This window comes from Pseudonocardia sp. Ae505_Ps2 (genome assembly GCF_001932425.1).
GTDB lineage: Bacteria > Actinomycetota > Actinomycetes > Mycobacteriales > Pseudonocardiaceae > Pseudonocardia.
Genome location: NZ_MCIP01000001.1, coordinates 1,039,966 through 1,061,488 on the forward strand (window position 1 = coordinate 1,039,966; position 21,523 = coordinate 1,061,488).

General features: G+C 74.5%; 22 protein-coding genes and 2 pseudogenes. 13 read left to right on the top strand and 11 right to left on the bottom strand.

Annotated elements, in window-relative coordinates:
- Nucleotides 1–93 precede the first annotated feature (93 nt).
- The gene (locus Ae505Ps2_RS04755) at nt 94–1,260 is read left to right on the top strand and encodes a hypothetical protein (RefSeq protein WP_075309772.1); all 1,167 of its coding nucleotides are present in this window, start codon (nt 94–96) and stop codon (nt 1,258–1,260) included.
- Between the two features lie 65 nt (nt 1,261–1,325).
- On the opposite strand, the gene Ae505Ps2_RS04760 is transcribed toward Ae505Ps2_RS04755, so the two are convergent.
- On the bottom strand, nt 1,326–2,159 hold the full coding sequence (locus tag Ae505Ps2_RS04760; protein WP_075309770.1) for an alpha/beta hydrolase: 834 nt from the start codon (nt 2,157–2,159) through the stop codon (nt 1,326–1,328).
- 108 nt (nt 2,160–2,267) lie between these two features.
- On the opposite strand from Ae505Ps2_RS04760, the gene Ae505Ps2_RS04765 reads away from it, so the two are divergent.
- The gene (locus tag Ae505Ps2_RS04765; RefSeq protein ID WP_051050082.1) at nt 2,268–2,852 is read left to right on the top strand and encodes a hypothetical protein; all 585 of its coding nucleotides are present in this window, start codon (nt 2,268–2,270) and stop codon (nt 2,850–2,852) included.
- A gap of 45 nt (nt 2,853–2,897) precedes the next feature.
- On the opposite strand, the gene Ae505Ps2_RS04770 is transcribed toward Ae505Ps2_RS04765, so the two are convergent.
- The 3 genes and pseudogenes from Ae505Ps2_RS04770 to Ae505Ps2_RS04780 form a co-directional block, all read right to left on the bottom strand.
- Nucleotides 2,898–3,443, bottom strand: coding sequence for a VOC family protein (locus Ae505Ps2_RS04770; protein WP_020622880.1), 546 nt, complete (start codon nt 3,441–3,443; stop codon nt 2,898–2,900).
- Nucleotides 3,444–3,448: 5 nt separating this feature from the next.
- On the bottom strand, nt 3,449–4,060 hold the full coding sequence (locus tag Ae505Ps2_RS04775; protein WP_075309768.1) for a CE1759 family FMN reductase: 612 nt from the start codon (nt 4,058–4,060) through the stop codon (nt 3,449–3,451).
- A pseudogene (locus tag Ae505Ps2_RS04780) lies at nt 4,060–5,184 on the bottom strand (LLM class flavin-dependent oxidoreductase). Before Ae505Ps2_RS04780 ends, Ae505Ps2_RS04775 begins: the two are co-directional and overlap by 1 nt.
- A gap of 81 nt (nt 5,185–5,265) precedes the next feature.
- Here Ae505Ps2_RS04780 and Ae505Ps2_RS04785 point away from each other — a divergent pair.
- Nucleotides 5,266–5,727: a MarR family winged helix-turn-helix transcriptional regulator gene (locus Ae505Ps2_RS04785; RefSeq protein WP_043277153.1), complete on the top strand. Its 462-nt coding sequence runs from the start codon at nt 5,266–5,268 to the stop codon at nt 5,725–5,727.
- Between the two features lie 177 nt (nt 5,728–5,904).
- On the opposite strand, the gene Ae505Ps2_RS04790 is transcribed toward Ae505Ps2_RS04785, so the two are convergent.
- The 3 genes from Ae505Ps2_RS04790 to Ae505Ps2_RS04800 are packed head-to-tail and all read right to left on the bottom strand — an operon-like array spanning nt 5,905 to nt 8,677.
- On the bottom strand, nt 5,905–6,930 hold the full coding sequence (locus tag Ae505Ps2_RS04790; protein ID WP_075309766.1) for an NAD(P)-dependent alcohol dehydrogenase: 1,026 nt from the start codon (nt 6,928–6,930) through the stop codon (nt 5,905–5,907).
- Complete coding sequence (locus tag Ae505Ps2_RS04795) at nt 6,927–7,664, bottom strand: iron-sulfur cluster assembly protein (RefSeq protein WP_083695336.1); 738 nt, start codon at nt 7,662–7,664, stop codon at nt 6,927–6,929. The genes Ae505Ps2_RS04790 and Ae505Ps2_RS04795 overlap by 4 nt, the downstream gene beginning before the upstream one ends.
- The gene (locus Ae505Ps2_RS04800) at nt 7,661–8,677 is read right to left on the bottom strand and encodes an amidohydrolase family protein (RefSeq protein WP_075309764.1); all 1,017 of its coding nucleotides are present in this window, start codon (nt 8,675–8,677) and stop codon (nt 7,661–7,663) included. Before Ae505Ps2_RS04800 ends, Ae505Ps2_RS04795 begins: the two co-directional genes overlap by 4 nt.
- A gap of 200 nt (nt 8,678–8,877) precedes the next feature.
- On the opposite strand from Ae505Ps2_RS04800, the gene Ae505Ps2_RS04805 reads away from it, so the two are divergent.
- From Ae505Ps2_RS04805 to Ae505Ps2_RS04820, 4 genes and pseudogenes are all read left to right on the top strand, one after another.
- A complete protein-coding gene (locus tag Ae505Ps2_RS04805) occupies nt 8,878–10,269 on the top strand; it encodes a helix-turn-helix domain-containing protein (RefSeq protein WP_075309762.1) in 1,392 nt (463 codons plus the stop codon).
- A gap of 318 nt (nt 10,270–10,587) precedes the next feature.
- A complete protein-coding gene (locus Ae505Ps2_RS04810) occupies nt 10,588–11,211 on the top strand; it encodes a VTT domain-containing protein (protein WP_020622889.1) in 624 nt (207 codons plus the stop codon).
- Between the two features lie 127 nt (nt 11,212–11,338).
- Nucleotides 11,339–12,260, top strand: a pseudogene (locus Ae505Ps2_RS04815) (undecaprenyl-diphosphate phosphatase).
- A gap of 52 nt (nt 12,261–12,312) precedes the next feature.
- Nucleotides 12,313–13,062, top strand: coding sequence for a DUF1345 domain-containing protein (locus Ae505Ps2_RS04820; protein ID WP_075553437.1), 750 nt, complete (start codon nt 12,313–12,315; stop codon nt 13,060–13,062).
- Nucleotides 13,063–13,076: 14 nt separating this feature from the next.
- Here Ae505Ps2_RS04820 and Ae505Ps2_RS04825 read toward each other — a convergent pair whose 3' ends face one another.
- Together Ae505Ps2_RS04825 and Ae505Ps2_RS04830 are read right to left on the bottom strand one after the other, a co-directional pair.
- Nucleotides 13,077–13,943, bottom strand: a complete 867-nt coding sequence (locus Ae505Ps2_RS04825; RefSeq protein ID WP_233147677.1) for a vWA domain-containing protein — start codon at nt 13,941–13,943, stop codon at nt 13,077–13,079.
- A gap of 83 nt (nt 13,944–14,026) precedes the next feature.
- Nucleotides 14,027–15,004 (bottom strand): MoxR family ATPase, encoded by a 978-nt coding sequence (locus Ae505Ps2_RS04830; protein WP_084786200.1) that lies wholly within the window; start codon nt 15,002–15,004, stop codon nt 14,027–14,029.
- Nucleotides 15,005–15,152: 148 nt separating this feature from the next.
- Between Ae505Ps2_RS04830 and Ae505Ps2_RS04835 the strand changes: the two genes are divergently transcribed.
- Nucleotides 15,153–16,550 carry an amidase gene (locus Ae505Ps2_RS04835; protein WP_075309758.1) on the top strand — a complete coding sequence of 466 codons (1,398 nt, stop codon included), beginning with the start codon at nt 15,153–15,155 and terminating at the stop codon, nt 16,548–16,550.
- A 44-nt stretch (nt 16,551–16,594) separates the two neighbouring features.
- On the opposite strand, the gene hppD is transcribed toward Ae505Ps2_RS04835, so the two are convergent.
- Nucleotides 16,595–17,791, bottom strand: a complete 1,197-nt coding sequence (gene hppD, locus Ae505Ps2_RS04840) for a 4-hydroxyphenylpyruvate dioxygenase (RefSeq protein ID WP_075553438.1) — start codon at nt 17,789–17,791, stop codon at nt 16,595–16,597.
- Complete coding sequence (locus Ae505Ps2_RS04845) at nt 17,791–18,837, bottom strand: Glu/Leu/Phe/Val dehydrogenase dimerization domain-containing protein (protein WP_075309754.1); 1,047 nt, start codon at nt 18,835–18,837, stop codon at nt 17,791–17,793. Before Ae505Ps2_RS04845 ends, hppD begins: the two co-directional genes overlap by 1 nt.
- A gap of 189 nt (nt 18,838–19,026) precedes the next feature.
- Here Ae505Ps2_RS04845 and Ae505Ps2_RS04850 point away from each other — a divergent pair, with 189 nt between their 5' ends.
- From Ae505Ps2_RS04850 to Ae505Ps2_RS04870, 5 genes are all read left to right on the top strand, one after another.
- Nucleotides 19,027–19,641 (top strand): carboxymuconolactone decarboxylase family protein, encoded by a 615-nt coding sequence (locus tag Ae505Ps2_RS04850; RefSeq protein ID WP_083695339.1) that lies wholly within the window; start codon nt 19,027–19,029, stop codon nt 19,639–19,641.
- A gap of 34 nt (nt 19,642–19,675) precedes the next feature.
- On the top strand, nt 19,676–20,104 hold the full coding sequence (locus tag Ae505Ps2_RS04855) for a CBS domain-containing protein (RefSeq protein WP_020621564.1): 429 nt from the start codon (nt 19,676–19,678) through the stop codon (nt 20,102–20,104).
- A gap of 87 nt (nt 20,105–20,191) precedes the next feature.
- Nucleotides 20,192–20,395 (top strand): CsbD family protein, encoded by a 204-nt coding sequence (locus tag Ae505Ps2_RS04860; RefSeq protein WP_020621565.1) that lies wholly within the window; start codon nt 20,192–20,194, stop codon nt 20,393–20,395.
- Nucleotides 20,396–20,519: 124 nt separating this feature from the next.
- Nucleotides 20,520–21,125, top strand: a complete 606-nt coding sequence (locus Ae505Ps2_RS04865; protein ID WP_020621566.1) for an NAD(P)H-dependent oxidoreductase — start codon at nt 20,520–20,522, stop codon at nt 21,123–21,125.
- A gap of 59 nt (nt 21,126–21,184) precedes the next feature.
- Complete coding sequence (locus Ae505Ps2_RS04870; protein ID WP_075309752.1) at nt 21,185–21,496, top strand: hypothetical protein; 312 nt, start codon at nt 21,185–21,187, stop codon at nt 21,494–21,496.
- The last annotated feature ends 27 nt before the right edge of the window (nt 21,497–21,523 follow it).

Consider the following 21,523-nt stretch of genomic DNA (forward strand, 5'->3'; position numbering starts at 1 on the left):
AGGTCGACAGGGCTAACGCCGTGGGTACATCCGGCGGTAGACGTGACACAGCACGTGTCGCCGACCGTGACGCCGTACCCCGGAGGTCCTGCCATGACCGGCCCGCAGCACCGACCCAGCCCCGGCCCACGCGGTGCCGACGCCGACCGCGCACGGCCGTCGCCGCGGCCGCGGCACGGGTTCGACGACCACGAGTTCCCCGAGGACTCCTACCAGGGGGACTCCTACCGGGAGGACTCCTACCAGGGCGGCGGCTACCCGGACCTGCGGTCCTCGCGGCCGGTGGAACGGGCGACACCCACCGACCCGGAGGGCTTCGGCGAGCTGTACGGCGGGACCGGGCCGCAGCCGACCGTCGGGCGCGGCGGGTACGCCGCACCGATGCGTTACGAGGGCTACGGCGCCCCCGTGCAGGCCGGCGGGTCGCAGACGAGCGGTGACGGCCCCGATGACGGCGGGTACGACGGCGGGTACGACGCGTACGCCCGGGCCGCGCACCGCATGCCCGAGGAGCCGGCCACCCCGGCCCGGGCCGCCTACGGCGAGTACGGCGACCCCGAGTCCCGCGGCGGGACCTCGATCGACGGCGGCCCGCCCTACCCGGCCGCCTCGGAGCAGGACGACACCGCCCGGCACGATGCGGACCGCCACGATGCGGGCCCGCACGACACGAACTGGGACGACACGAACTGGGACGACGCCGCGCCGACCGCGGCGCCAACCGCTGCCTCGGCCGCCGCGTACGGCGGGGACGAGCGCCCCGTCCACGGGGAGACGGGCGGCACCGCGGTCGCCGAGCGCACCGCCGTCGGGACCGGGGCAGGGACGGGGGCCGGGGCCGTTCCGGTGCCGCGGTCCCCGTCGGAGTCCGGCGGGCGTCGTCCGGCGACGGTGGCCGAGGCCGCCGCGGCCCGCTTCGGCGCGTCCGCCCGGACCGCCGACCCGGCCCGGGCCGGGCTCGCCGAGCGGACCGGTCCCCCGGCCCGGGCGGCCGCACCGGCGGGACCGGGCGTCGAGGCGACCGGTCCGGTCACCACGACGCGCCGCCCGGCGACCGCGGCGGCCGTGCCGGCCCCGGTGACCGTGGCCCGGGACGGGACCGCGCTCACCGTGCTGCGGGTCGTCACCTACGTGCTGGTGTCGCTGTCCTGTCTGGTGTTCCTGGCCGGTGCGGTCTACGGGCTCGTGGCGTTCCTGGAGCTCCGCGGGGCGCTGGGCACCTCGCCGCTGTTCGGGGGCGGCACCCCGTTCGGGAACTGAGGTCGTCCGTCGTGCCCGACCGTGGGTCGACGGCGGTGGGGTCGGTGCAAGCGACGTAGCCGCTGTCAGGCGCGGGACAGGACCTCCCACAGCCGTCGCGCGAACGCCGACGCGTCCTCGACGAACCCGACGTGTCCGCCCGGGAACGTCTCCGGTGGGCGGCCCAGCCCGGCCGCGAGGGCCCGCGAGGTCAGGTCGCACAGCTGCCCGGCCGAGGCGTCGCCGATCCCGACGGCGATCCGGGCGTGGCGCAGCCGGTCCAGGTCGGGGGCCCACCGCACGGTCTCGCGCATCTCGTGCAGGAAGAAGTGCCGCTCGTCGGCGGTCTGCCGGGCGGTCGCGTCGTCGCCCGCCGCGGGCAGGGCGGTGCGTTCGGGCACCTCCTCGGGTGCCACGGCCGGCAGTCCGGCGGAGGCCAGGAAGAGCCCCCAGGCCGCGGCAGGGCCGTGTTCCCGGTAGGTGCGGACGATCTCGTCGGTGGCGGTCCGGCGCTCGTCGGCGTCGGGCAGCAGCTCCTCCAGCGGCGGTTCGTGCGCGACGACGGTCCCGACGAGATCCGGGCGCTCCTGGGCGAGCGCGAGTGCCACGACCGCCCCTCCGCTGGACCCGAACACCGTCGCCGGGCCTCCGCCGAGGTGCTCGACGAGCGCGGCGAGGTCGGCGGCGCGCACCGCCACCGGGGAGTCGGCGTCCGGGTCCTCGACGACGCTGCGACCGGTACCGCGCGGATCGAACGTGACGACGGTGTGGTCGTCGGCGAACAGCGACGCCAGCGGCCCGAACGGTCCGGCGCCCATCGGCGACCCGGCCAGGACGAGCAGCGGGCCGGAGCCGCGCACGTCGAAGGTGATGCGGGCACCCGGCCGGTCGAGCAGGTCGGTGCTGACGGCGGTCGACATGGCGGCTCCCCTGCTCGGTGGACGTGCCCCGCCGATCCTGGCCGCCGCACGGGCCGGTGTCACCGCCGTAGGCTGGAACCGACTCCGACGGAACGGACGAAACCCCCTGTGAAGACCCGCATCGCCCCCGCTCTGGGTGTGCTCCTCGTGCTGGCCCTGCTCGTCGGCGGGCTCGTGTGGTTCGCCGGGAGCCGCGGGTTCACCGCCGACGACCTGCGCGACCTGGTCGACCCGCCCCCGCCGGAGCAGTGCGACCAACCCGACCCGACGACGTCGGGCTGCCTCACCCCGTCCGCGCTGCGCCTGCACGACGCCCTCGTCGAGCGGTTCGGCGAGCCCGGCCCGTCGGCACCGGTACGGGCGATCACCTGCTGGTCGGAGCATGCGTGGAACCCGTCGAGCGACCACCCCGCCGGACGGGCGTGCGACGCGTTCCCGGCCGGCTACGGCGACTTCCCCGCCGGGCAGGACCTGGAGGACGGCTGGGCGGTCGCGACCTGGCTGCGCGAGAACGCCTCCGAGCTGCGGGTCCGGTACGTGATCTGGCAGGGCCGGATCTGGTACCGCGGCACCGGGGACTCCGGCGAGGGCCGGGAGAACTGGGGCAGGCCCTACGACGGCGGCGGGGTCTACGACCCCGCCGACGCCACCGGCGGGCACTTCGACCACGTCCACGTCAGCGTGCGCCGGTGACGCGACCCGCCCGCGCACGCGACTGAGCAGGTGTCGGAGCAGGTGTCAGAGCACGTGCTGGCCGTACATCTCCCCCAGCGGGTCGGCGATGAGTTCGATGCGGGCGCCGTCGGGGTCGCGGAAGTAGACCGAGACGCCCGAGTGCACCTCGTGCTCCACCCCGGCCTCGGTGAGCCGGGCGACCAGCTCGTCCCAGCGCTGCGGCTCGACGCTGATCGCCATGTGGTGCAGCCCGCCGAGGACCTCGGCGTAGGGGCCGACGTCGAGGCCCGGGAAGTCGAAGAACGCGAGCAGGTTCCCGTTGCCGATGTCGAAGAAGAAGTGCGAGGAGCCGGGGTAGTCCCGGTTCTCGATCAGCTCGGTGAGCGGGAAGCCCAGCACGTCCTGGTAGAAGCGCACGGTCCGCTCGACGTCCGAGCTGACCAGGGCGGTGTGGTGCAGTCCGCGGGCGGTCGAGGTCGGCCGCTGTCCCGCCGGCTTCAGGTGGGCGGCGCGGATCCGGTCGCGTGCGGCGTCGAGGGCCGCGGTGTCGGTGCCGGTCGGGGTGCCGGTCGGGGTCGAGGTGTCGGTGGAGGTGCTGGTCTCGGTCATCGTGGTCAACCCTTCAGCAGTGCGGTGAAGTCGGGGACGTCGTCGAAGACGTCGGTGCGGGTGGCGGCGGGCCGGGCCGCGACGGCGGCCGCCAGCTCACCGGCGGCCCGCTCGACGCGGCTCTCCAGTGTGGTGCCCACCTCGGTCGCACCCCAGTCCTCGGGCGCGGCGAACACCGCGGTCGGCACGGTCGCCGCCCGCAGGTACGCGAACAGCGGGCGCATCGCGTGCTCGAGTGCCAGCGAGTGCCGCGCCGTGCCGCCGGTCGCGGCGAGCAGCACCGGGGTGCCGGTGAGCGCGTCGCGGTCCAGCACGTCGACGAAGGTCTTGAACAGGCCGCTGTAGGACGCCGAGAAGATCGGCGTCACGGCGACGACCGCGTCCGCGGCGGCCACGGACTCCAGCACCGGCGCCAGCGCGGTGTTCGGGAAGCCGGCGACCAGGTGGTCGGCGAGGTCGCGGGCGTGCTCGCGCAGCTCCACGACCTGCACCTCGGTCTGCTCGCCCCGGTCGGCCAGGGCGGTCGTGACCGCGGCGGCGAGCCGGTCGGCCAGCAGCCGGGTCGACGACGGCGTCGACAACCCGGCGCTGAGCACGACGATCCTGCGTGTGGTCATCACGCGACCTCCTGCTTCTCCTGCGTGCTCTTCTCCTGCGTGCGGGCGGCGGCGTCGCGGGCGGCGACCAGCGAGGCGTGGGTCGGCGCGTCCGGGACCCCGGGCGCACGCAGCGCGGCGAACTCCTTGCGCAGCACCGGCACGACCTCCTCGCCCAGCAGGTCGAGCTGCTCCAGCACGGTCTTCAGCGGCAGGCCCGCGTGGTCGATGAGGAACAGCTGGCGCTGGTAGTCGCCGACGTACTCGCGGAAACCGAGGGTGCGCTCGATGACCTGCTGCGGGCTGCCGACGGTCAGCGGGGTCTCACGGGTGAAGTCCTCCAGCGAGGGCCCGTGCCCGTAGACCGGGGCGTTGTCGAAGTAGGGCCGGAACTCCCGCACCGCGTCCTGGCTGTTGCGACGCATGAACACCTGTCCACCGAGGCCGACCATCGCGCGGTCGGCCGGTCCGTGACCGTGGTGCTCCCAGCGCTTCCGGTAGAACTCGACCATCCGCTTGGTGTGCGACGCGGGCCAGAAGATGTGGTTGTGGAAGAAGCCGTCGCCGTAGTACGCGGCCTGCTCGGCGATCTCGGGGCTGCGGATCGAGCCGTGCCAGACGAACGGCGCGACGCCGTCGAGCGGGCGCGGGGTCGAGGTGAAGCCCTGCAGCGGGGTGCGGAAGCGCCCCTCCCAGTCGACGACCTCAGTGTCCCAGAGCTTCCGGAGCAGTGCCTAGTTCTCGATCGCGAGGTTGATCCCCTGCCGGATGTCCTGGCCGAACCACGGGTAGACCGGGCCGGTGTTGCCGCGCCCGAGCGTCAGGTCGACGCGCCCGACGGCCACGTGCTGCAACATCGCGAAGTCCTCGGCGATCTTCACCGGGTCGTTCGTGGTGATCAGCGTGGTCGCGGTGGACAGCTGCAGGGTGCTGGTGACACCCGCGAGGTAGCCGAGCGTGGTCGTCGGCGACGAGGAGAAGAACGGCGGGTTGTGGTGCTCGCCGAGGGCGAAGACGTCGAGACCGACCTGCTCGGCGTGCCGGGCGATGGTCAGGACGTCCTGAATGCGCTGCGCCTCGGTCGGGGTGGCGCCGGTCGTCGGGTCCGGCGTGATGTCGCTGACCGAGAAGACTCCGAACTGCACGGCTTCCTCCAGTAGTTGATCCGTCATCTACATCCTGCACCAACATGGATGACGCGTCAACTATTCCGGTACCCTGCAGCCGTGACACGGTGGCTGGACGAGCGCGAACAGGCGGCCTGGCGAGGGCTGCTCCGGATGCAGGCGCGGTTGCACGCCGAGCTGCACCGGCGGCTGCAGGCGGACTCGGGGCTCTCGCTCGCGGACTTCGACGTGCTCGTCGCGCTGACCGACCGGCCCGACGAGCGGTGCCGCGCGATGGAGCTGGCGGGCCTGCTGGACTGGGAGAAGAGCCGACTGTCGCACCACCTCGCGCGGATGCAGAAGCGCGGCCTGGTCGCCCGCGAGGAGTGCGACGACGACGGCCGCGGCAACTACGTCGTGCTCACCGGGGCGGGCCGGGCGGCGATCGAGGCCGCGGCGCCCGGGCACGTGGAGACCGTGCGGGAGCTGGTCTTCGACGCCCTCTCCGACGACGACGTGACCGCGCTCGCCCGGATCACCGCCGCCGTGCAGGCCCGGCTCGACGGCCGGGCCCCCGCCTGACCGGCCCGCGACACCGGCCGGTCCCGGTCCGCGACCGCGCCCCCGGGACATCCGCCCACCGCGTTCCGCGGAACGCGGACCGAGGGCGTGACACCGCGTTCCGCGGAACGCACGACGGCCCGCACCGGCGTCACCGGTACGGGCCGTCGTGAACGGGACCGCGGGCGGACCAGCAGGTCAGGGCACCAGGATGGCGCGTCCCCTGACCTTCCCCGCGTCGAGGTCGTCGAGCGCGGACTGGAAGTCGTCCAGCGCGTACTTCGTGGTGTGCAGCGTGACCCGCCCGCGCCCGGCCAGCTCCATCAGGTCGCACAGGTCGTTGTAGGAGCCGACCAGGTTGCCGACCACGTTCACCTCGGCCGAGATCAGGTCGATCGTCGGGACGTCGACGTTCTCGCCGTAGCCGACGACGTGGTAGTCCCCGGCGCGCCGCGTCATCGCCAGGCCCTGCGCGGTGGAGCCGCCCTCGCCGACGAAGTCGATGACGGCCTCGGCGCCGTTCCCACCGGTGCGTGACAGGACCTCGTCGACCTGGCCGCCGTCGGCGACGATGCCGTCGTCGGCGCCGATCTCCAGCGCCAGCTTCACCGCGTCCGCGTTGCGGTCGAGCACGACCAGCCGGGCCGGGGTCAGCGCCTTGAGCACCTGGATGCCGATGTGACCGAGCCCGCCCGCACCGATGACGACGCACGTGTCGCGCGGACCGAGACGCCGCGAGGCCTTGGCGGCCGCGTGGTAGGCGGTGAGCCCGGCGTCGGCGAGCGCGGCGACGTCGGCCGGCTGCAGCGACGGGTCGAGCTTGACCACGCTGCGCGCCGAGGTGCGCAGGTACTCCGCGTACCCGCCGTGGGTGTCGATGCCCGGGAACGCCGAGGCGGTGCAGTGCACGTCGTCGCCGGAGCGGCAGGCGCGGCACAGCCCGCAGGTGGCGAGCGGGTGCAGGATGACCCCGTCGCCCTCGCGGACGTGGGTCACCGCGGAGCCGACGGACTCGACCCAGCCCGCGTTCTCGTGGCCGATCGTGTACGGCAGCGCGACCTGCGACTTCTCCGCCCACTGACCCTCGAGGACGTGGAGGTCGGTGCGGCAGACGCCCGCTCCGCCGATCCGCACGACGACGTCGAACGGGTCGGCGACCTCCGGCTTCGCGACCTCGGTCAGCTCCATCGGCCGGTGGTAGCCGACGACCTGTACTGCTCTCACGGACGGGTTCCCTTCGTGGTGTCCCCGGAGACGGACTCCGGGTAGCGGGTCTTCAGCAGCCCCCGGCAGAAGTGGGCGTTGCCCTCGATCGAGATCCGCACCGACCGGGCCATCCGCAGCTTCAGCGGGACCTGCTCGGCCGGGTACGGGACGCCGTCGTGCCCGACCAGGACCGGCAGGTGCCCCGCGGTGCCCAGTCCGAGCGTGACGCGGCGACGCAGCAGCGCGTCGGTGGTCGGGCCCGCGGGCAGGTCGGCCAGGGTGACTCCGTGCAGCGTCTCCGGCGCCCGGTCCGGGTCGCGGCGCAGCAGCCCGGTCAGCGAGCGCTCCATCGCGGCGGCGTGCGCCTTGCGCCGGAAGGTGACCCGCAGCTCGTCGAGGTCGGACTCGGCCTCGTGGCGGAAGGTGCCCTTGTAGCCGGCGTCGGCGGCCAGCCCGGCGTTGATGAGGTCGGAGTCGTGGTGGTCGTCGAGCTCGACGGTCACCGCGGTCGTCCAGTCCAGCGCCGTCAGCACGTCCTTGGCGTCGGAGCACATCAGGTAGGCGAAGTTCGGCGCGCAGAACGCGGTGGGCAGCCGCAGGTGCACGGTGACCCGGCCGCCGTCGACGTCGAGGGTCCGCACGAACTCCAGGTCGGTGATCGGCTCGTCCAGCTCCGGGTCGACGACGGCGTCGAGCGCCCGCCAGGCCTGCTCGGCCCGCGTCGCGTGCGCGGTCAGGGCCGGCGCGCTCACGAGGCCACCGGCACTTCCTGCGGGGTCTCGTCGCGGAGCGCCAGCTCGGCGGGGACCTCGATGTCGTAGATCTTCGCGGCGTTGAGGCCCAGGATCTTCTTCTTCTGGGCGGTGGTCAGCGGCGCGTACTCGGACAGCTCCTCGGGGATCTGGAAGTCCACGAAGCGCTCGACCAGCCAGCGCGGGGTCCAGATGGCGTAGTCGCTGGAGAACTGGATGCGGTCCTCGCCCAGCCAGTACAGGAGCTCACCCAGGATTTGGCCGAAGTACTTGGGCCGGGTGTGGATGAACGGCATCGCGACGGCCAGACCGGCGTGCACGTTCGGCTCCTGGGTGGCGATCCAGCAGAAGTCCTCCAGCCGCGGCAGGCCGCAGTGCTCGACGACGAAGTTCAGGTCGGTGAAGTCGGTGGCGACCTTGTCCACGTCCGCGACGTCGAACGCGTCGCGGTCCAGCGGGCGGATGGTGGGGCCCTTGTGGATGTGGATGTTGCGGATGCCCAGCTCCTGGGCCGCCTCGAGGTACTTGTAGGACCAGTGGTCGTCGAGCTTCCAGCCGCGGGACTCGCCGTGCCACTCCGCGGTGTAGAGCTTCACGCCCTTGAGCCCGAAGCGCTTCGCGTCCTCGCGCAGCTGCCGCAGGCCCTGCTCGCCGTTGCGCGGGTCCCAGTGGTGGTTGTAGGTCAGCTTGTCCGGGTGGGCCTGGGCGAGGGCGAAGGCCTCCTCGGTCTGGCCGAACCCGTTGGCGTAGAACTCGCCCAGGTACGCGGGCTGGAAGACGGCGTGGTCGACGTGGCCGTCGGCGAACAGGTCCTTCATCAGCCGCTCGCCGCCCTGGTAGAGGTAGTCCTCGTAGGGCCACACCTCGGACTCCGGGCTGAGGTTGCGGTGGTAGTCGTAGAAGCAGTCGATGAACTGCTTGCCGTGGATGTTGCGCTGGTTCTCCGGGCGCGCGTCCCACAGCGCCACGTGGGCGTCCACGATGAAGTAGGACTCACCGTTCTTCGAGTACATCGTCGTCCCTCTCAGGTCGCGGCGAGGTGGTGGGCACCCCGCGACTGCGCGGGCCGGTGGGGTCCCGCGTCGGCACCGAAGGTAGGAACCGGCGGGCGGCGGCAGTGGTGACCGCCGTCTCAACCTGAGACGAGACGGTGTCGCGTCGGCGTCGCAGGTGTGACACCGTCGTGAGCAGCAGGTACGAGGAGGTACGCGCGATGGGGCAGTCCTTGGCTCCGGCCCGCATCTCGGCGTCCTGGGCACGCAGCGAGACCTACGGCGCCCCCACCGAGGTGGTCGACCCGGCGTACACCGGCACCGTCGACGACGAGTCGCTGTTCGCCCGCTGCGGCGGCGAGGTGCTCGCCGGGCTGCACGAGGGACTGCCCGGCGAACCGATCTCGCTGATGCTCACCGACGCCGACGGGATCGTCGTCTCCCGGCTCTGCGACGAACGGGCCCTGGTCGACGCGCTCGACCGCACCTACCTCGCCCCCGGCTTCGCCTTCGGCGAGCGGGAGGCGGGGACCACCGGGCTCGGCCTGGCCCTGGCCGACCGGGTCCCGTCGCTGGTCCGCGGCGACGAGCACTACTGCACCGGGCTCTGGGGCTACACCTGCGCGGCCGCCCCGGTGCTCGACCCCGTCGACGGGTCTCTGCTCGGCAGCATCAACCTCACCACCTGGTCGCAACGCTCCGACGGGCTGCTCCTGGCGCTCGCCCGCACCGCGGCCGGGCAGACCTCCGCGCTGATGCTGGCCCACGGGCGGGGCGCGAGCCCGCGGCCGGCGCCCCGCGGCGAGGTGTTCCGGGTCGCCCCGCAGCCCACCGGCGGCACCGCCGAGCTGGGCCGCAGCTGGACCACCGCGCTGGACGAGGTGCGGGCGGCGCTGCGCGACGGCGCCCGGGTCGGGGTCGTCGGCGAGCCAGGCGTGGGGAAGTCCGCGCTGCTCGCGGCGGCCCTGCGCACCGTCGCGCCGCGGCACCGGGTGCTGCACGCCCGCCCACCGGCGGCCGAGGACGCGGTGTCCTGGCTGTCGCTGTGGTCCCCGGAGCTGGGCAAGGCCGACACCGCGGTGATCGCGGGCCGGGTGCACGAGCTGCCCGCGCCCGTCGCGACCCGGCTGGCGGCGCTGGTGCGGTCGCTGCCGCACGCGGCGCTCAGCGTCACCGCGCGCGACGTCGGGACGGTCCCGGAGCCGCTGTCCCGGATGCTCGACGTCGTGGTCGAGCTGCCGCCGCTGCGGCACCGGGCCGAGGACGTCCCGGCACTGGCCGCACACTTCACCCGCGACGGCGTCACCTTCACCGACGCCGCCGCCCGCGCGCTGCGGACCTACAGCTGGCCGGGCAACGTCGAGCAGCTGCGCCGCACGGTCCGCGACGCCGCGGCCCGCAGCAGCGTGGTCGACGTCCGGCACCTGCCCCCCGAGCTGCTCGCCACCCGCTCCGGCTCGCTCACCCGGATCGAGTCGCTGGAACGCGACGAGCTGGTCCGCTGCCTCACCGAGCACGGCATGAGCGTCACCCGGGCCGCGGAGACGCTGGGGATCAGCCGGGCGACGGCGTACCGGCGGGTGCAGCGCTACGGGATCGCCACCCTGCGCTGAGCGGCCGCGGCACCATCGGTGCCGTCATCCGAACAGGTGACGCGCTCACCGGACCGGTGCTACCGGTGGCCGTGCTCACGGCCGCCGCGGGTCCTTCGGACCTGCCGATCCCGGCCGGCGGTGGGACCATCGGTGTGCCGGGCAACGACGCCCCGGGAGACCCGGCGGCCGGCCCGGCCACGGGACTCGACACCGCCACCCGACGACGCCGTCACACCCGGTGACGAGGAGCCCGCGTCGCGCGACGACGGCGGGGCGCCCGCCGCCCGGTGCGGCAGACAGGGCACCATTCGGTGGAGGACCTGATGGGAGGCGTTCGTGTTCGGACTCACGGACACCGTGGCCGCACTGCTGGCCGCGATCCCTGCTGCGCCCGTTCGGTCGCTCCTCGTGATCGGGGTCGGGGCATTCCTCGAAGGTCCGATCGTCACCGTCGCCGCGGCCGCGCTCGCCGGGGCCGGGCAGCTCCCCTGGTGGGGTGTGTGGCTGGCCGCGCTCGTCGCCGACGTCGTCGGGGACACGGCGCTCTACGCGCTCGGCCGCAACGGCGACCGGCCGGCCGTCGCCCGGGTGCTGAACCGGCTGGGCCTGACCGAGGAGCGTCGCGAGGTCCTGACCCGCGAGGTCCACACGCACCTGCCGCGGATCGTCATCGGCGCCAAGCTCGTCGACATCGGCGCGATCCCGGCCTACCTGGCCGCCGGGCTGTCCAAGGTCGGCTACCGCCGCTTCCTGGCCTGGATCGTCCCCACCACCGCGGTGCGCGCCGCGGTGCTCGTCGGGATCGGCTACGCGGCCGGGGACCGGCTCGCCACCGACCTGGAGTCGCGGCCCTGGCTGCTCGTCGTCGGCGGGATCGCCGTCGGGCTGTCCCTGGTGCTCGGGCGCACCGCGATCGTGCGGGCCACCGGCTCGCGACGCCGCGCCGACGCCCGGTCCTGACCGGGTCGCCCCCCTCGCGCCGAACGTCCCCGACGTCCCGGGCCGCCTCCGGCGTGTCACCGCGCCTCGGCGGCCCGCGGCGAGCACCGTCCGGAGCGGACGGCCGGACCACGGGGAGGACCACGCGGTGAGCACGTTGACCTGGGCCGAGGCGATCGTGATCGGGGCGATGCAGGGCGTCGCCGAGCTGTTCCCGGTCTCCAGCCTCGGTCACAGCATCCTGCTGCCCGCCGTCATCGGCGGGCAGCAGGGCGGCCGACCTCGACGTGAGCGCGCCGCGGTCGCCGTACCTGGCGTTCGTCGTGGGCCTGCACGTGGCGACCGCACTGGCCCTGATCGTGGCATTCCGCGCGGACTGGGTGCGGATCGTGCGCGGGCTGGTGACGTCGGTGGCCCGCCGCGAGGTCCGCGACCCCGACCAGCGCCTGGCCTGGCTGCTGGTGCTCGCGACCGTCCCCGTCGGGCTGGCCGGGCTCGCACTCGACCGGGTCTTCCGCACCTACCTGGCGCTGCCCGTCCCGACCGCGCTGTTCCTCGTGCTCAACGGCGCCGTCCTGCTGGTCGTCGAGCACCTGCGCCGGCGCCCCGCTCCGGTCGCGCCGACGGCCGTCGGCGGCGAGCCGGGCACCGTGCTGCTCGCCACCGAGGTCGCCTCCGACCACCGCATCGCGCGGCTCCGGGTGCGTGACGTGGTGACCGTCGGCGCGGCCCAGATCGCCGCGCTCGCCCCGGGGATCAGCCGGTCGGGGTCCGCGATGACGGCCGGGCTGCTGAAGGGCCTCCCGCACGTCGACGCGGCACGGCTGTCGTTCCTGCTCGCGACGCCGGTCATCCTGGCCGCGGGCGTGCTGAAGCTGGGTGACCTCGCCGGTCCGCTCGGGGACGGCATCCGACCGCAGATCCTGGTGGGGAGCCTGCTGTCCGGGCTCGGCGCGTACCTGTCGGTGCGGTTCCTGTCCCGGTACTTCGAGACCCGCTCGCTGCGCCCGTTCGGGATCTACTGCGTGGTCGCCGGGCTCGCGTGCCTGCTGTGGTTCACCCTCCGCTGACGAGGAGCGGGGTCAGCCACGAGCAGGATCGACGAGGAGCAGGATCACGGTCATGAGCGACCCGTCGGCCGACCCGCACCGGCACGCCCTGGACGCCATCCGCCGCGAGCTCGACCGGCTCGGCGACGGCGGGCGCCGCATCGTGCCCGCCTGGAAGCGGGTCACCCCCGGCGAGCACCGGTGGCCCGCCGCAGCGGCGATCGTCGTCGCGATCGGGCTGCAGCTGCTGCTGCCCGACCAGCTCACCCTGGTGTCGCGGTGGCTGCTGCCGTCGCTGGAGCTGGTGGTGCTGGTCGTGCTCGCGGTGGCCGACCCGGCCCGGATGGACCGCGAGTCGGCGCTGCTGCGCGGCCTCGGGCTGACCCTGGTCGGGCTGCTGAGCCTCGCGAACGCGGTGTCGGCGGGGCTGCTGGTCACCGCGATCCTCGACGGCTCCTCCGGCGGCTCGGCCGCCCCGCTGCTGGCCAGCGGGGCGGCGATCTGGCTGACCAACATCATCGCGTTCGCGGTCTGGTACTGGCAGCTCGACCGCGGCGGGCCGGCGGCACGGGCGCACGGGCGCCGTCCCACCGCGGACTTCCTGTTCGTGCAGATGCAGAGCACCGACCCGCACGACGCCGACTGGGAGCCCCGCTTCGCCGACTACCTGTACCTGTCGTTCACCAACGCCACCGCGTTCAGCCCCACCGACGTGATGCCGCTGAGCCGGTGGGCGAAGATGCTGATGCTCGTCCAGGCGCTGGTGTCGCTGGTGACGATCGCGCTCGTCGTCTCCCGGGCCGTGAACGTGCTGGGCGGCTGAGTCCCGGGCGGGGCTCAGCCACCCAGGAGGGACCGCAGCACCCCCGGTGCGTCCGACGGGCCGGCGACCGGCGCCCACCGCGCGTTGCTGCGCGCGGCCAGCTCGGCGGCCTGCTCGTGGTCGGACTCCGGGGCCAGGATCAGCAGCTCCGGGACCTGCCGCGCCGCCGGGACCGGGTCGTGGTCGTCGGTGGCCCGGCAGTCCGAGAGCAGCACGACGATCCGCCGCTCCGCGCGCGTCCGTTCCAGCTGCGCGGTGGCCGCCCGCAACGCACCGGACAGCGCGGTCACCCCGTGCCCGCGCAGGCCCAGCACCCGGTCGACGACCGCCGACGGCGGACGGGTGGACCCGATGTCGCGCAGGACCCGGGTCTCGGCGGCGAACGACAGCACCGCGTGGTCACCGGGTGCCCGGAACGCGCAGGCCGCGGCGGTCAGCGCCGCCGCGGCGAGCCGGTCCCCGCCCATCGACCCGGACGCGTCCACCACCAGGCACAACGCGAGCGCGGGCCGCGCCCAGGTGCGCGCGGTCAGCTCGTCGAGCCCGACCGGGCGCCGCGCCGCGCGGGCCTCGGCGACCGCGCCCAGCGAGGCGTCCAGGTCCAGGTCGCCGCCGCGGTCGGCCGGGACAGCACGCAGCCTGCCGATCCCGCGCCGGGTGACCCGGCCGGACCGGCCGATCTCCAGCACGACCCGGCCGGCGAGCCTGCGGGCCGCCGCCCGCAGCTTCTCGTCGGTGGCCCTGCCCATGTCGACGAGCAGCGTCAGCGTCTCGTCGGGACGCTCGGCGAGCGCGGCGTCGAACGCGTCGGGGTCGAGCACCCCGACCTCGGGCGAGATCTCGGTGAACCCGGGGTGGCCCGCCAGGGAGCTGCGGGCCACCGTGCGGTCCTCCGGGCGCGCACGCGGCCGGGACGGACGGGTGGAGCCGTCCGCGGGCCGGGGACCGCCCGCCGGTGGCGGGCTCAGGCTCCCCCCGACGCATCACCGCCGTCCGGGGCCCCGTCGGCGTCGTCGGCGGGTTCCTGGCCGAACTCGGCCGTGTACAGCTCGCGGACGATGTCCTCGGCGCTGCGGGAGCCGGACTCGGCGAGCCGGATGCGGCCGGACAGCGCGACCAGCGCCGCGTCCAGCCCGGCCCGCCAGTCGGTGGTCTCCCGGCCGCGCCGGGCCGCCAGCGCCGCGGTGATGCGGACGATGTCGATCGCCCCGCGCACCGAGGAGCCCACGTACACGTCCGGGTGCTCCCGGGTCCGGCGGACCAGGGAGACGACCTTGGCCCGCCACTGCTCGTCGACCTCGGGGCCGCGCAGCGCGACGACCGCGGTCTCGTCCCCGGCGGTCTGGTAGCCCATCGCGATCCGGCAGACCCGGTCGTAGACGGCGGAGGAGATCCGGGCGGTGCCGACGGCGTCGAACGGGTTCATCGCGGCGACCAGCCGGAATCCCTCGTGCGCGGTGATCCGGCCCAGCCGGGGCACGTGCAGCTCGCCCTCGCTCATCACGGTGATGAGGACGTTGAGGGTCTCCTCCGGGATCCGATTGATCTCCTCGACGTAGAGCAGGGCCCCGGAGCGCAGCGCCTCGGCCAGCGGGCCGTCGACGAAGGTATCGGGGTTGTAGCCCCGCTCCAGGACCTGGGCCGGGTCGAAGTGCCCGACCAGCCGGGCCGGGGTGAGCTCGGCGTTGCCCTCGACGAACACGAACGGGAGCTCGGCCTCCTCGGCCACCGACCGCAGCAGCGTCGTCTTCCCGGTGCCCGGCGGGCCCTCCAGGACGACGTGGGCGCCGGCCTCCAGCGCCGCGACGAGCAGCTCGACCTCCCGGCCGCGGCCGACGACGGGGGTCACCACAGGGGTCACGGCGGGGGTCAGCACGGGGCGGCTGCCTCGGTCTTCACGGGCGTGCTCCTCGGCGCTGGTGACGTCGGTGTCGTCCTGCATCCTGCCCCACCCGCGGGGGTGTGGCGTCCTCCACGTGGGGACCGTGCGCACTGTTCCACACCCGACGCCACCGTGGTGGCGGAGGCGACACCACCCGCGCCGGGCCTCCCCGTCGTACGCGGACGGGCGGGCTGCAGGATCGTCCGACATGGACCGACGCGTGCACGCGTTCACCGACGACGCCCTGGGCGACGACGACGCCGTCACCCTCGCCGGGAGGCTGCGCCGCCGTGAGGTCGCGCCCGCCGAGCTGCACGCGGCCGTCGCCGCGCGTGCCGCCCGGGTCGAGCCGCACCTGCACGGCCTCGCCCTGGACCGCACCGCCGATCCCGTCACCGGCGCCGTCGACGGCCCGCTGGCCGGGGTGCCGACGCTGGTCAAGGACAACGTCGAGGTCCGGGGCTGGCCCGCGGGCCACGGCACCCAGGCGTTCGTCCCGGCGCCCTCGCGCGAGCACGCCGAGGTGACCCGGCAGCTGCTCGGCTGCGGGCTGGACCTGCTGGGCACGACCCGGATGCCGGAGTACGGGCTGAACGCCTCCACCGAGTTCGCCGACGCCGAGCCGACCCGCAACCCGTGGGACCCGCGCTTCTCGGCCGGCGCGTCGTCGGGCGGGGCGGCCGCGCTCGTCGCCGCCGGGGTGGTGCCGCTGGCCCACGCCAACGACGGCGGCGGCTCGATCCGCATCCCGGCCGCGGCCTGCGGGCTGGTCGGGCTCAAGCCCTCGCGGGGCCGGCTCGCGCCGAACGCGACCGGCGCCCGGATGCCGATCGACCTCGTCGCCGACGGCGTGGTGTCCCGCTCGGTCCGCGACACCGCGGTGTTCCTGGGCGCCGCCGACCGCGGGCGCCGCAACCCGGCGCTGCCACCGCTGGGCCTGGTCGAGGGCCCCGCCCGGCGACGCCTGCGGGTCGGCCTGCTGCTGGAGTCCCCCACCGGGGCGGCGGTCGACGCCGACACCCGCGAGACCGTCACCGCCGTCGCCCAGCTGCTCGCGAAGCAGGGTCACGAGGTGTCCGAGGCCCACAGCGGGGTGGGGACCCGGTTCGTCGACGACTTCCTCGACTACTGGGGGTTGCTGGCGTTCTCCGTGGTCACCGGCGGGCGGCTGCTGCACGGGCGCACCTTCGACCCGCACCGTCTCGACGGCCTGACCCACGGTCTGGCCGACCACTACCGTCGCGCGCTGGCCCGCACCCCGGTGTTCCTGCACCGGCTGCGCCGGGTCGCGGCGACCCACGCCGAGCTGTTCACCCGGCACGACGTACTGCTCTCCCCGGTGCTCGCGCACACCCCGCCGGAGATCGGGTGGCTCGCGCCGACGGTGCCGATCGAGCAGCTCACCGCCCGGCTGCTGGACTACGTCGCGTTCACCCCGCTCGCCAACGTCGCCGGGGCTCCCGCGGTCGCGCTGCCCGCCGGTGCGACGGCGGGCGGGCTGCCGGTGGGGGTGCACCTGCAGACCCCGGTCGGCGACGAGCGGACGCTGCTGGAGCTCGCGTACGCGATCGAGGCCGACCGCCCCTGGCGGCGGATCCAGGACTGATCCGAACCGGTCCAGAACTGCTCCGCCGCCGGGGCAGCGCCCGCTCAGACGTTGCCGCGGCGCTCCTGCTCCCGCTCGATCGCCTCGAACAGCGCCTTGAAGTTGCCCTTGCCGAAGCCGAGCGAGCCGTGCCGCTCGATGAGCTCGAAGAACACCGTGGGCCGGTCCCCGATCGGCTTGGTGAAGATCTGCAGCAGGTAGCCGTCCTCGTCGCGGTCGACGAGGATCCCGCGGGACTGCAGCTCGGCGATCGGCACCCGCACGGACCCGATGCGGGCCCGCAGCTCCGGGTCCTCGTAGTAGGCGGCCGGGGTGTCGAGGAACTCCACGCCGCGGGAGCGCAGCACGTCGACGGCGCCGAGGATGTCGTTCGTCGCGAGCGCGAGGTGCTGGGCGCCGGGGCCGCGGTGGAAGTCCAGGTACTCGTCGATCTGGGACTTCCGCCGGCCCGGGCTGGGCTCGTTGAGCGGGAACTTCACCCGGTGGTTCCCCGACGCGACGACCTTGCTCATCAGCGCCGAGTAGTCGGTGGCGATGTCGTCGCCGATGAACTCGGCCATGTTCGTGAAGCCCATGATCCGGTGGTAGAAGTCCACCCAGTGGTCCATCCGTCCGTACTCCACGTTCCCGACGACGTGGTCGAGCGCCTGGAACACCCGCCGCGGCGCGTCCGCGGGCCGGGCCACCGACGAGCCGCGGGCGACGTGGCCGGGCAGGTACGGGCCGGTGTAGCGGGACCGGTCGACCAGGGTGTGCCGGGTGTCGCCGTAGGTGGCGATCGCGGCGGTGCGCACGGTGCCGTGCTCGTCGGTCGTGTTGTGCGGCTCGACGAGCACGGTGGCGCCCTGGGCGCGGGCGTGGGCGATGCAGCGGTCGACGTCGGGGACCTCGAGGGCGATGTCGACGACGGAGTCGCCGTGCCGGCGGTGGTGGTCGGCGAGCGGGCTGTCCGGGTCGACGGCGCCGCGCAGCTCGAACCGGACCGCGCCCGAGCGCAGCACGTAGGAGTGGTGGTCGCGGTTGCCCGTCTCCGGTCCGGAGTACGCGACGAGCTCCATGCCGTAGACGACCTGGTAGAGCTGCGCGGCCTGGGTGGCGTTGCCGACGGCCCAGACCACGGCGTCCCAGCCGGTGACCGGGAACGGGTCGGCGGAGTCGTCGTGTTCGACGAGGCCGACCAGCCGGCGCAGGGCGGCGGCGTCGAGGGCGGCGAGCTTCTCGGAGTCGGTGAGGATGTCCATCAGTGCTCTCCCGTCAACGTGCGTGCTGCCAGGTTCTCCGCCGCGGTGACCGTGGTGGTGCCGTGTGCGCGGGCGTCGGCGAAGATCCCGGCCAGGGTGTCGCCGATGGCACGGGTCCGGTCCGCGACGGCGGCAGCACTCCAGCCGAGCACCTCGCGGCCGACCAGGTGGATGGCCCCACCGGCGTTCGCGACGAAGTCCGGGGCGTAGGTGATCCCGCGCCGGCGCAGGACATCGGCAGCGTACGGGTCGGCGAGCAGGTTGTTCGCCGCACCCGCGATCACCGCGGTGGGGACGGTCGCGGCGACCTCGGCGGTGATCAGCCCGCCGGTGGCGCACGGGACCAGCACGTCGCACGCGCGGGTGGTCACCGCTGCGGTGTCGACCACCTCGGCACCCAGCTCGTCGGCGGCCGCGGCGCAGCGGGCCGGATCGACGTCGGTGACGATCAGCTTGGCCCCCGCGTCGGCGGCGAGCCGGGCGACGTCGGCGCCGACCGCCCCGAGCCCCTGGACCAGCACCCGCAGCCCGTCGACGCCGTCGAACCCGGCTTCCGCGGCTCCGGCGCGGATCGCGGCGAACACCCCGAGGGCGGTCATCGGGCCGGACGAGCCGGGCTCGCCCGCCGCGACCGAGCGGCCGAACACGTGCGGGGTCAGACCGGCGAGCACGTCCATGTCGGCCGAGCAGGTCCCGACGTCCGGGCCGGTGGTGTAGTTCCCGCCGAGCAGCTCCAGGTTGGCGGCGTGGATCTCCAGGATGCGCCGCCAGGTCGCGTCGTCGAGCTCGGTGCGCGGGGCCGGGAGCGCGATCACCGACTTGCCACCGCCCATCGGGAGGCCCGCGGCGGCCATCTTCAGCGTCATCGCCCCGGCGAGGCGGCGGGCGTCGGCGACGGCGTCGTCGGGCGAGGGGTAGACCATCGCGCGGGTCCCGCCGGACGCCGGGCCGAGCGGGGTCGAATGCACCCCGATCACGAACCACGCGCCCGTCTCCCGATCGTACCGGACCGAGGTCAGTTCGCCGTCCCACTCGGGCAGAGCCATCCCGCGCCTCCATCTCCTCGCTGGTGTGCAGCGAGGACACCGCGGGCCGTGGCATCTGCGCAACCGGCCCAGAACCAGCTACGCAGTTACCGCAGATCGGCGGGGCAGCCCGCCGGGGCAGCTGGGCTGATCGTCCAGGAGACCGGCGTCACCCCGGGGACCCGCCGTCGGCGTCCGTAGCCTGGACCGGTGACGACCAGCGACGCCACGACGCCCGCCGACCTGCGTGGCAGGCCGCGACCGCCGGCCCACCCGCGGACCGCGCCGTCGGACCCGGCCGGGCTCGATCCCGAGCGCGCCGCGCTGCACGCCCGCATCGCGACCGGCCCGCGCCGCGCGCAGGCCAGGGTCCCGCTGGTCGACGACGCCGACCGGCTGCTCGGCCCGTTCGCGACGATGCTCTTCTCGCCGCGCATCGGCGACGCCGTCCAGCAGGTCGGCGCGGCCCTGCGCACCGACGACGACCTTCCGCCGCGGCTGCGCGAGCTGGCCGTGCTCGCCGTCGCCGTGCACCACGGATCGGCGTTCGAGTGGTCCGCGCACGAGGGCCTCGCCCGCGACACCGGGCTGACCGGCCCGCAGCTGCAGGCCCTGCTCGACGGCGGTGTCCCCGACGGTCTCGACGAGGCCGAGCGGGTCGCGCTGACCACCGTCCGCGCCCTGCTCACGCAGCACGACCTGGGCGACGGCGCCTACGCGACCGCGCTGGACGCGCTCGGCCGTGACACGCTCGCGGCGCTGGTGTGGCTGACCGGGTACTACTCGATGCTGGCCACCGCCCTGGCCGTGTTCCGGCCGGAGTGAGTCCGGGTAACCCGTGCGGGAGGGGAGGTCCGCCATGAACACCGCGCCGAACGGGGTGTGTGTGGCAGCGGCCATGCACACGTTCCCCAAGACCTGCGGACCCGCGACGACCGTCGCGCAGGCGTGGGCGGCGTTCGAGCGGCCCAAGGTGCACTCGCTGCTGGTCCTCGACGCCGGGCGACTGCTCGCCGTCGTCGACCGGGCCGACCTGACCGGGGCGGTCCCCGACCGGCCCGTCGCGCCCCTCGGGACGCTCGACGGGCGGGTGGCCCGCGCCGGCGACGACCTGGCCTCGACCTGGGCGGCGATGGCCGACGCCGGACGGCGACGGGTCGCCGTGGTCGACGGCTCCGGCCGCCTGCTCGGGCTGCTCTGTCTCAAGCGCCACGGTCGCGGCTTCTGCTCCGACGCCGGCATCCAGGCCCGGATCGACGAACGCGCGGCTGCCCCGGGCCGGTCGTGAGGGCGCATTTCCGGTGTCCTGTGTCACATGCCCGTGAGGACCGGCAGGCGCGCGCCCTCCTACGCACAGTCCACCGAGGAGGTAGTCATGTCGTTCACCGACAAGGTCAAGAACAAGGCCGAGAACGCCGTGGGCGTCGCCAAGGAGAAGACCGGCGAGGCCACCGGCGACCGCGAGCTGCAGGTCGAGGGCAAGGCCGAGCAGTCGAAGGCGTCGCTGAAGGACGCCGGCGAGAAGCTGAAGGACGCGGCGGGCAACGTCAAGGACGCGCTGGGCGGCTCGACGAGCTGACCCGGCGTCACCGTGACGGGGGCGACCGGCAGGCATGCCGGTCGCCCCGAACGGGAAGGCCGTCGGCGTACCGAGCCGGGTCCGACGCCGTACCGGGCTCCTCCTCGAACCCCACGGAGGAACCATGAGCACCGTGAAGCTCGCCATCGTCTACTACTCCGCCACCGGCACCGTCGACGCGATGGCCCACCGGGCCGCCGCGGCCGGTGAGAAGGCGGGCGCCGAGGTGCGCCTGCGTCGCGTCGCCCGCGAGGCGACCAGCGGTGAGCGCCAGGCCACCGAGGCGCAGGCCGCGCACGCCGAGGCCGCACCCGAGGTCCCCGCCGCGACCGCCGACGACATCGTGTGGGCCGACGCCGTCCTGTTCGGCTCCCCCACCCGCTACGGCAACATCGCCGGGCAGCTGAAGACCTTCATCGACTCGCTCGGCCCGCAGTGGGGCCAGGGCCTGCTCGCCGACAAGGTCTACGCCGGGTTCACCTCCAGCCAGACCCTGCACGGCGGCCAGGAGTCGACCCTGCTCGCCCTGTACAACACGATCCACCACTTCGGCGGGATCGTCGTCGCGCCCGGCTACACCGACCCGACCAAGTTCGTCGACGGCAACCCCTACGGCGCCTCGCACGTGACCGGGGCGAACAACGACGCCCCGCTCGGCGACGCCGAGAACGCCGCGCTCGACCACCTCGCCACCCGCGTGGTCACCGTCGCCGGAAAGCTCGCGGGCTGACCCCGATCGCGGCGGCGCCGAACCGGCCACCGCACGTACGCACGGGTTAACCTCGACGGATGTACTTCCGGATCACCCCGGGCGACGTCGAGCTCGTCGACCCGGGTGACGTGCGCGCGTTCCACGTCGTCGCCGCCGAGGGACTGGCCGACGGGGAGCTCGCCGACACCGTGTGCCGCACCGGGCTCGGCGAGGTCTCCGACGACGGCGAGCACGTCCTGGTCCGGGTGGACGCCGTCCGCAGGCTCGCCGCCGGTCGGGTCGGCCCGGGCTGGGAGGACGACCTGGCCGGCATGCTCGGCTACGCCCGGAGCAAGGGCTGGATCTCCGACGACGGCACCGCGGTGCGCGCACACGTCGAACGGGCCTGAGACCGGCACCGGCCCGGGTCCGACGCG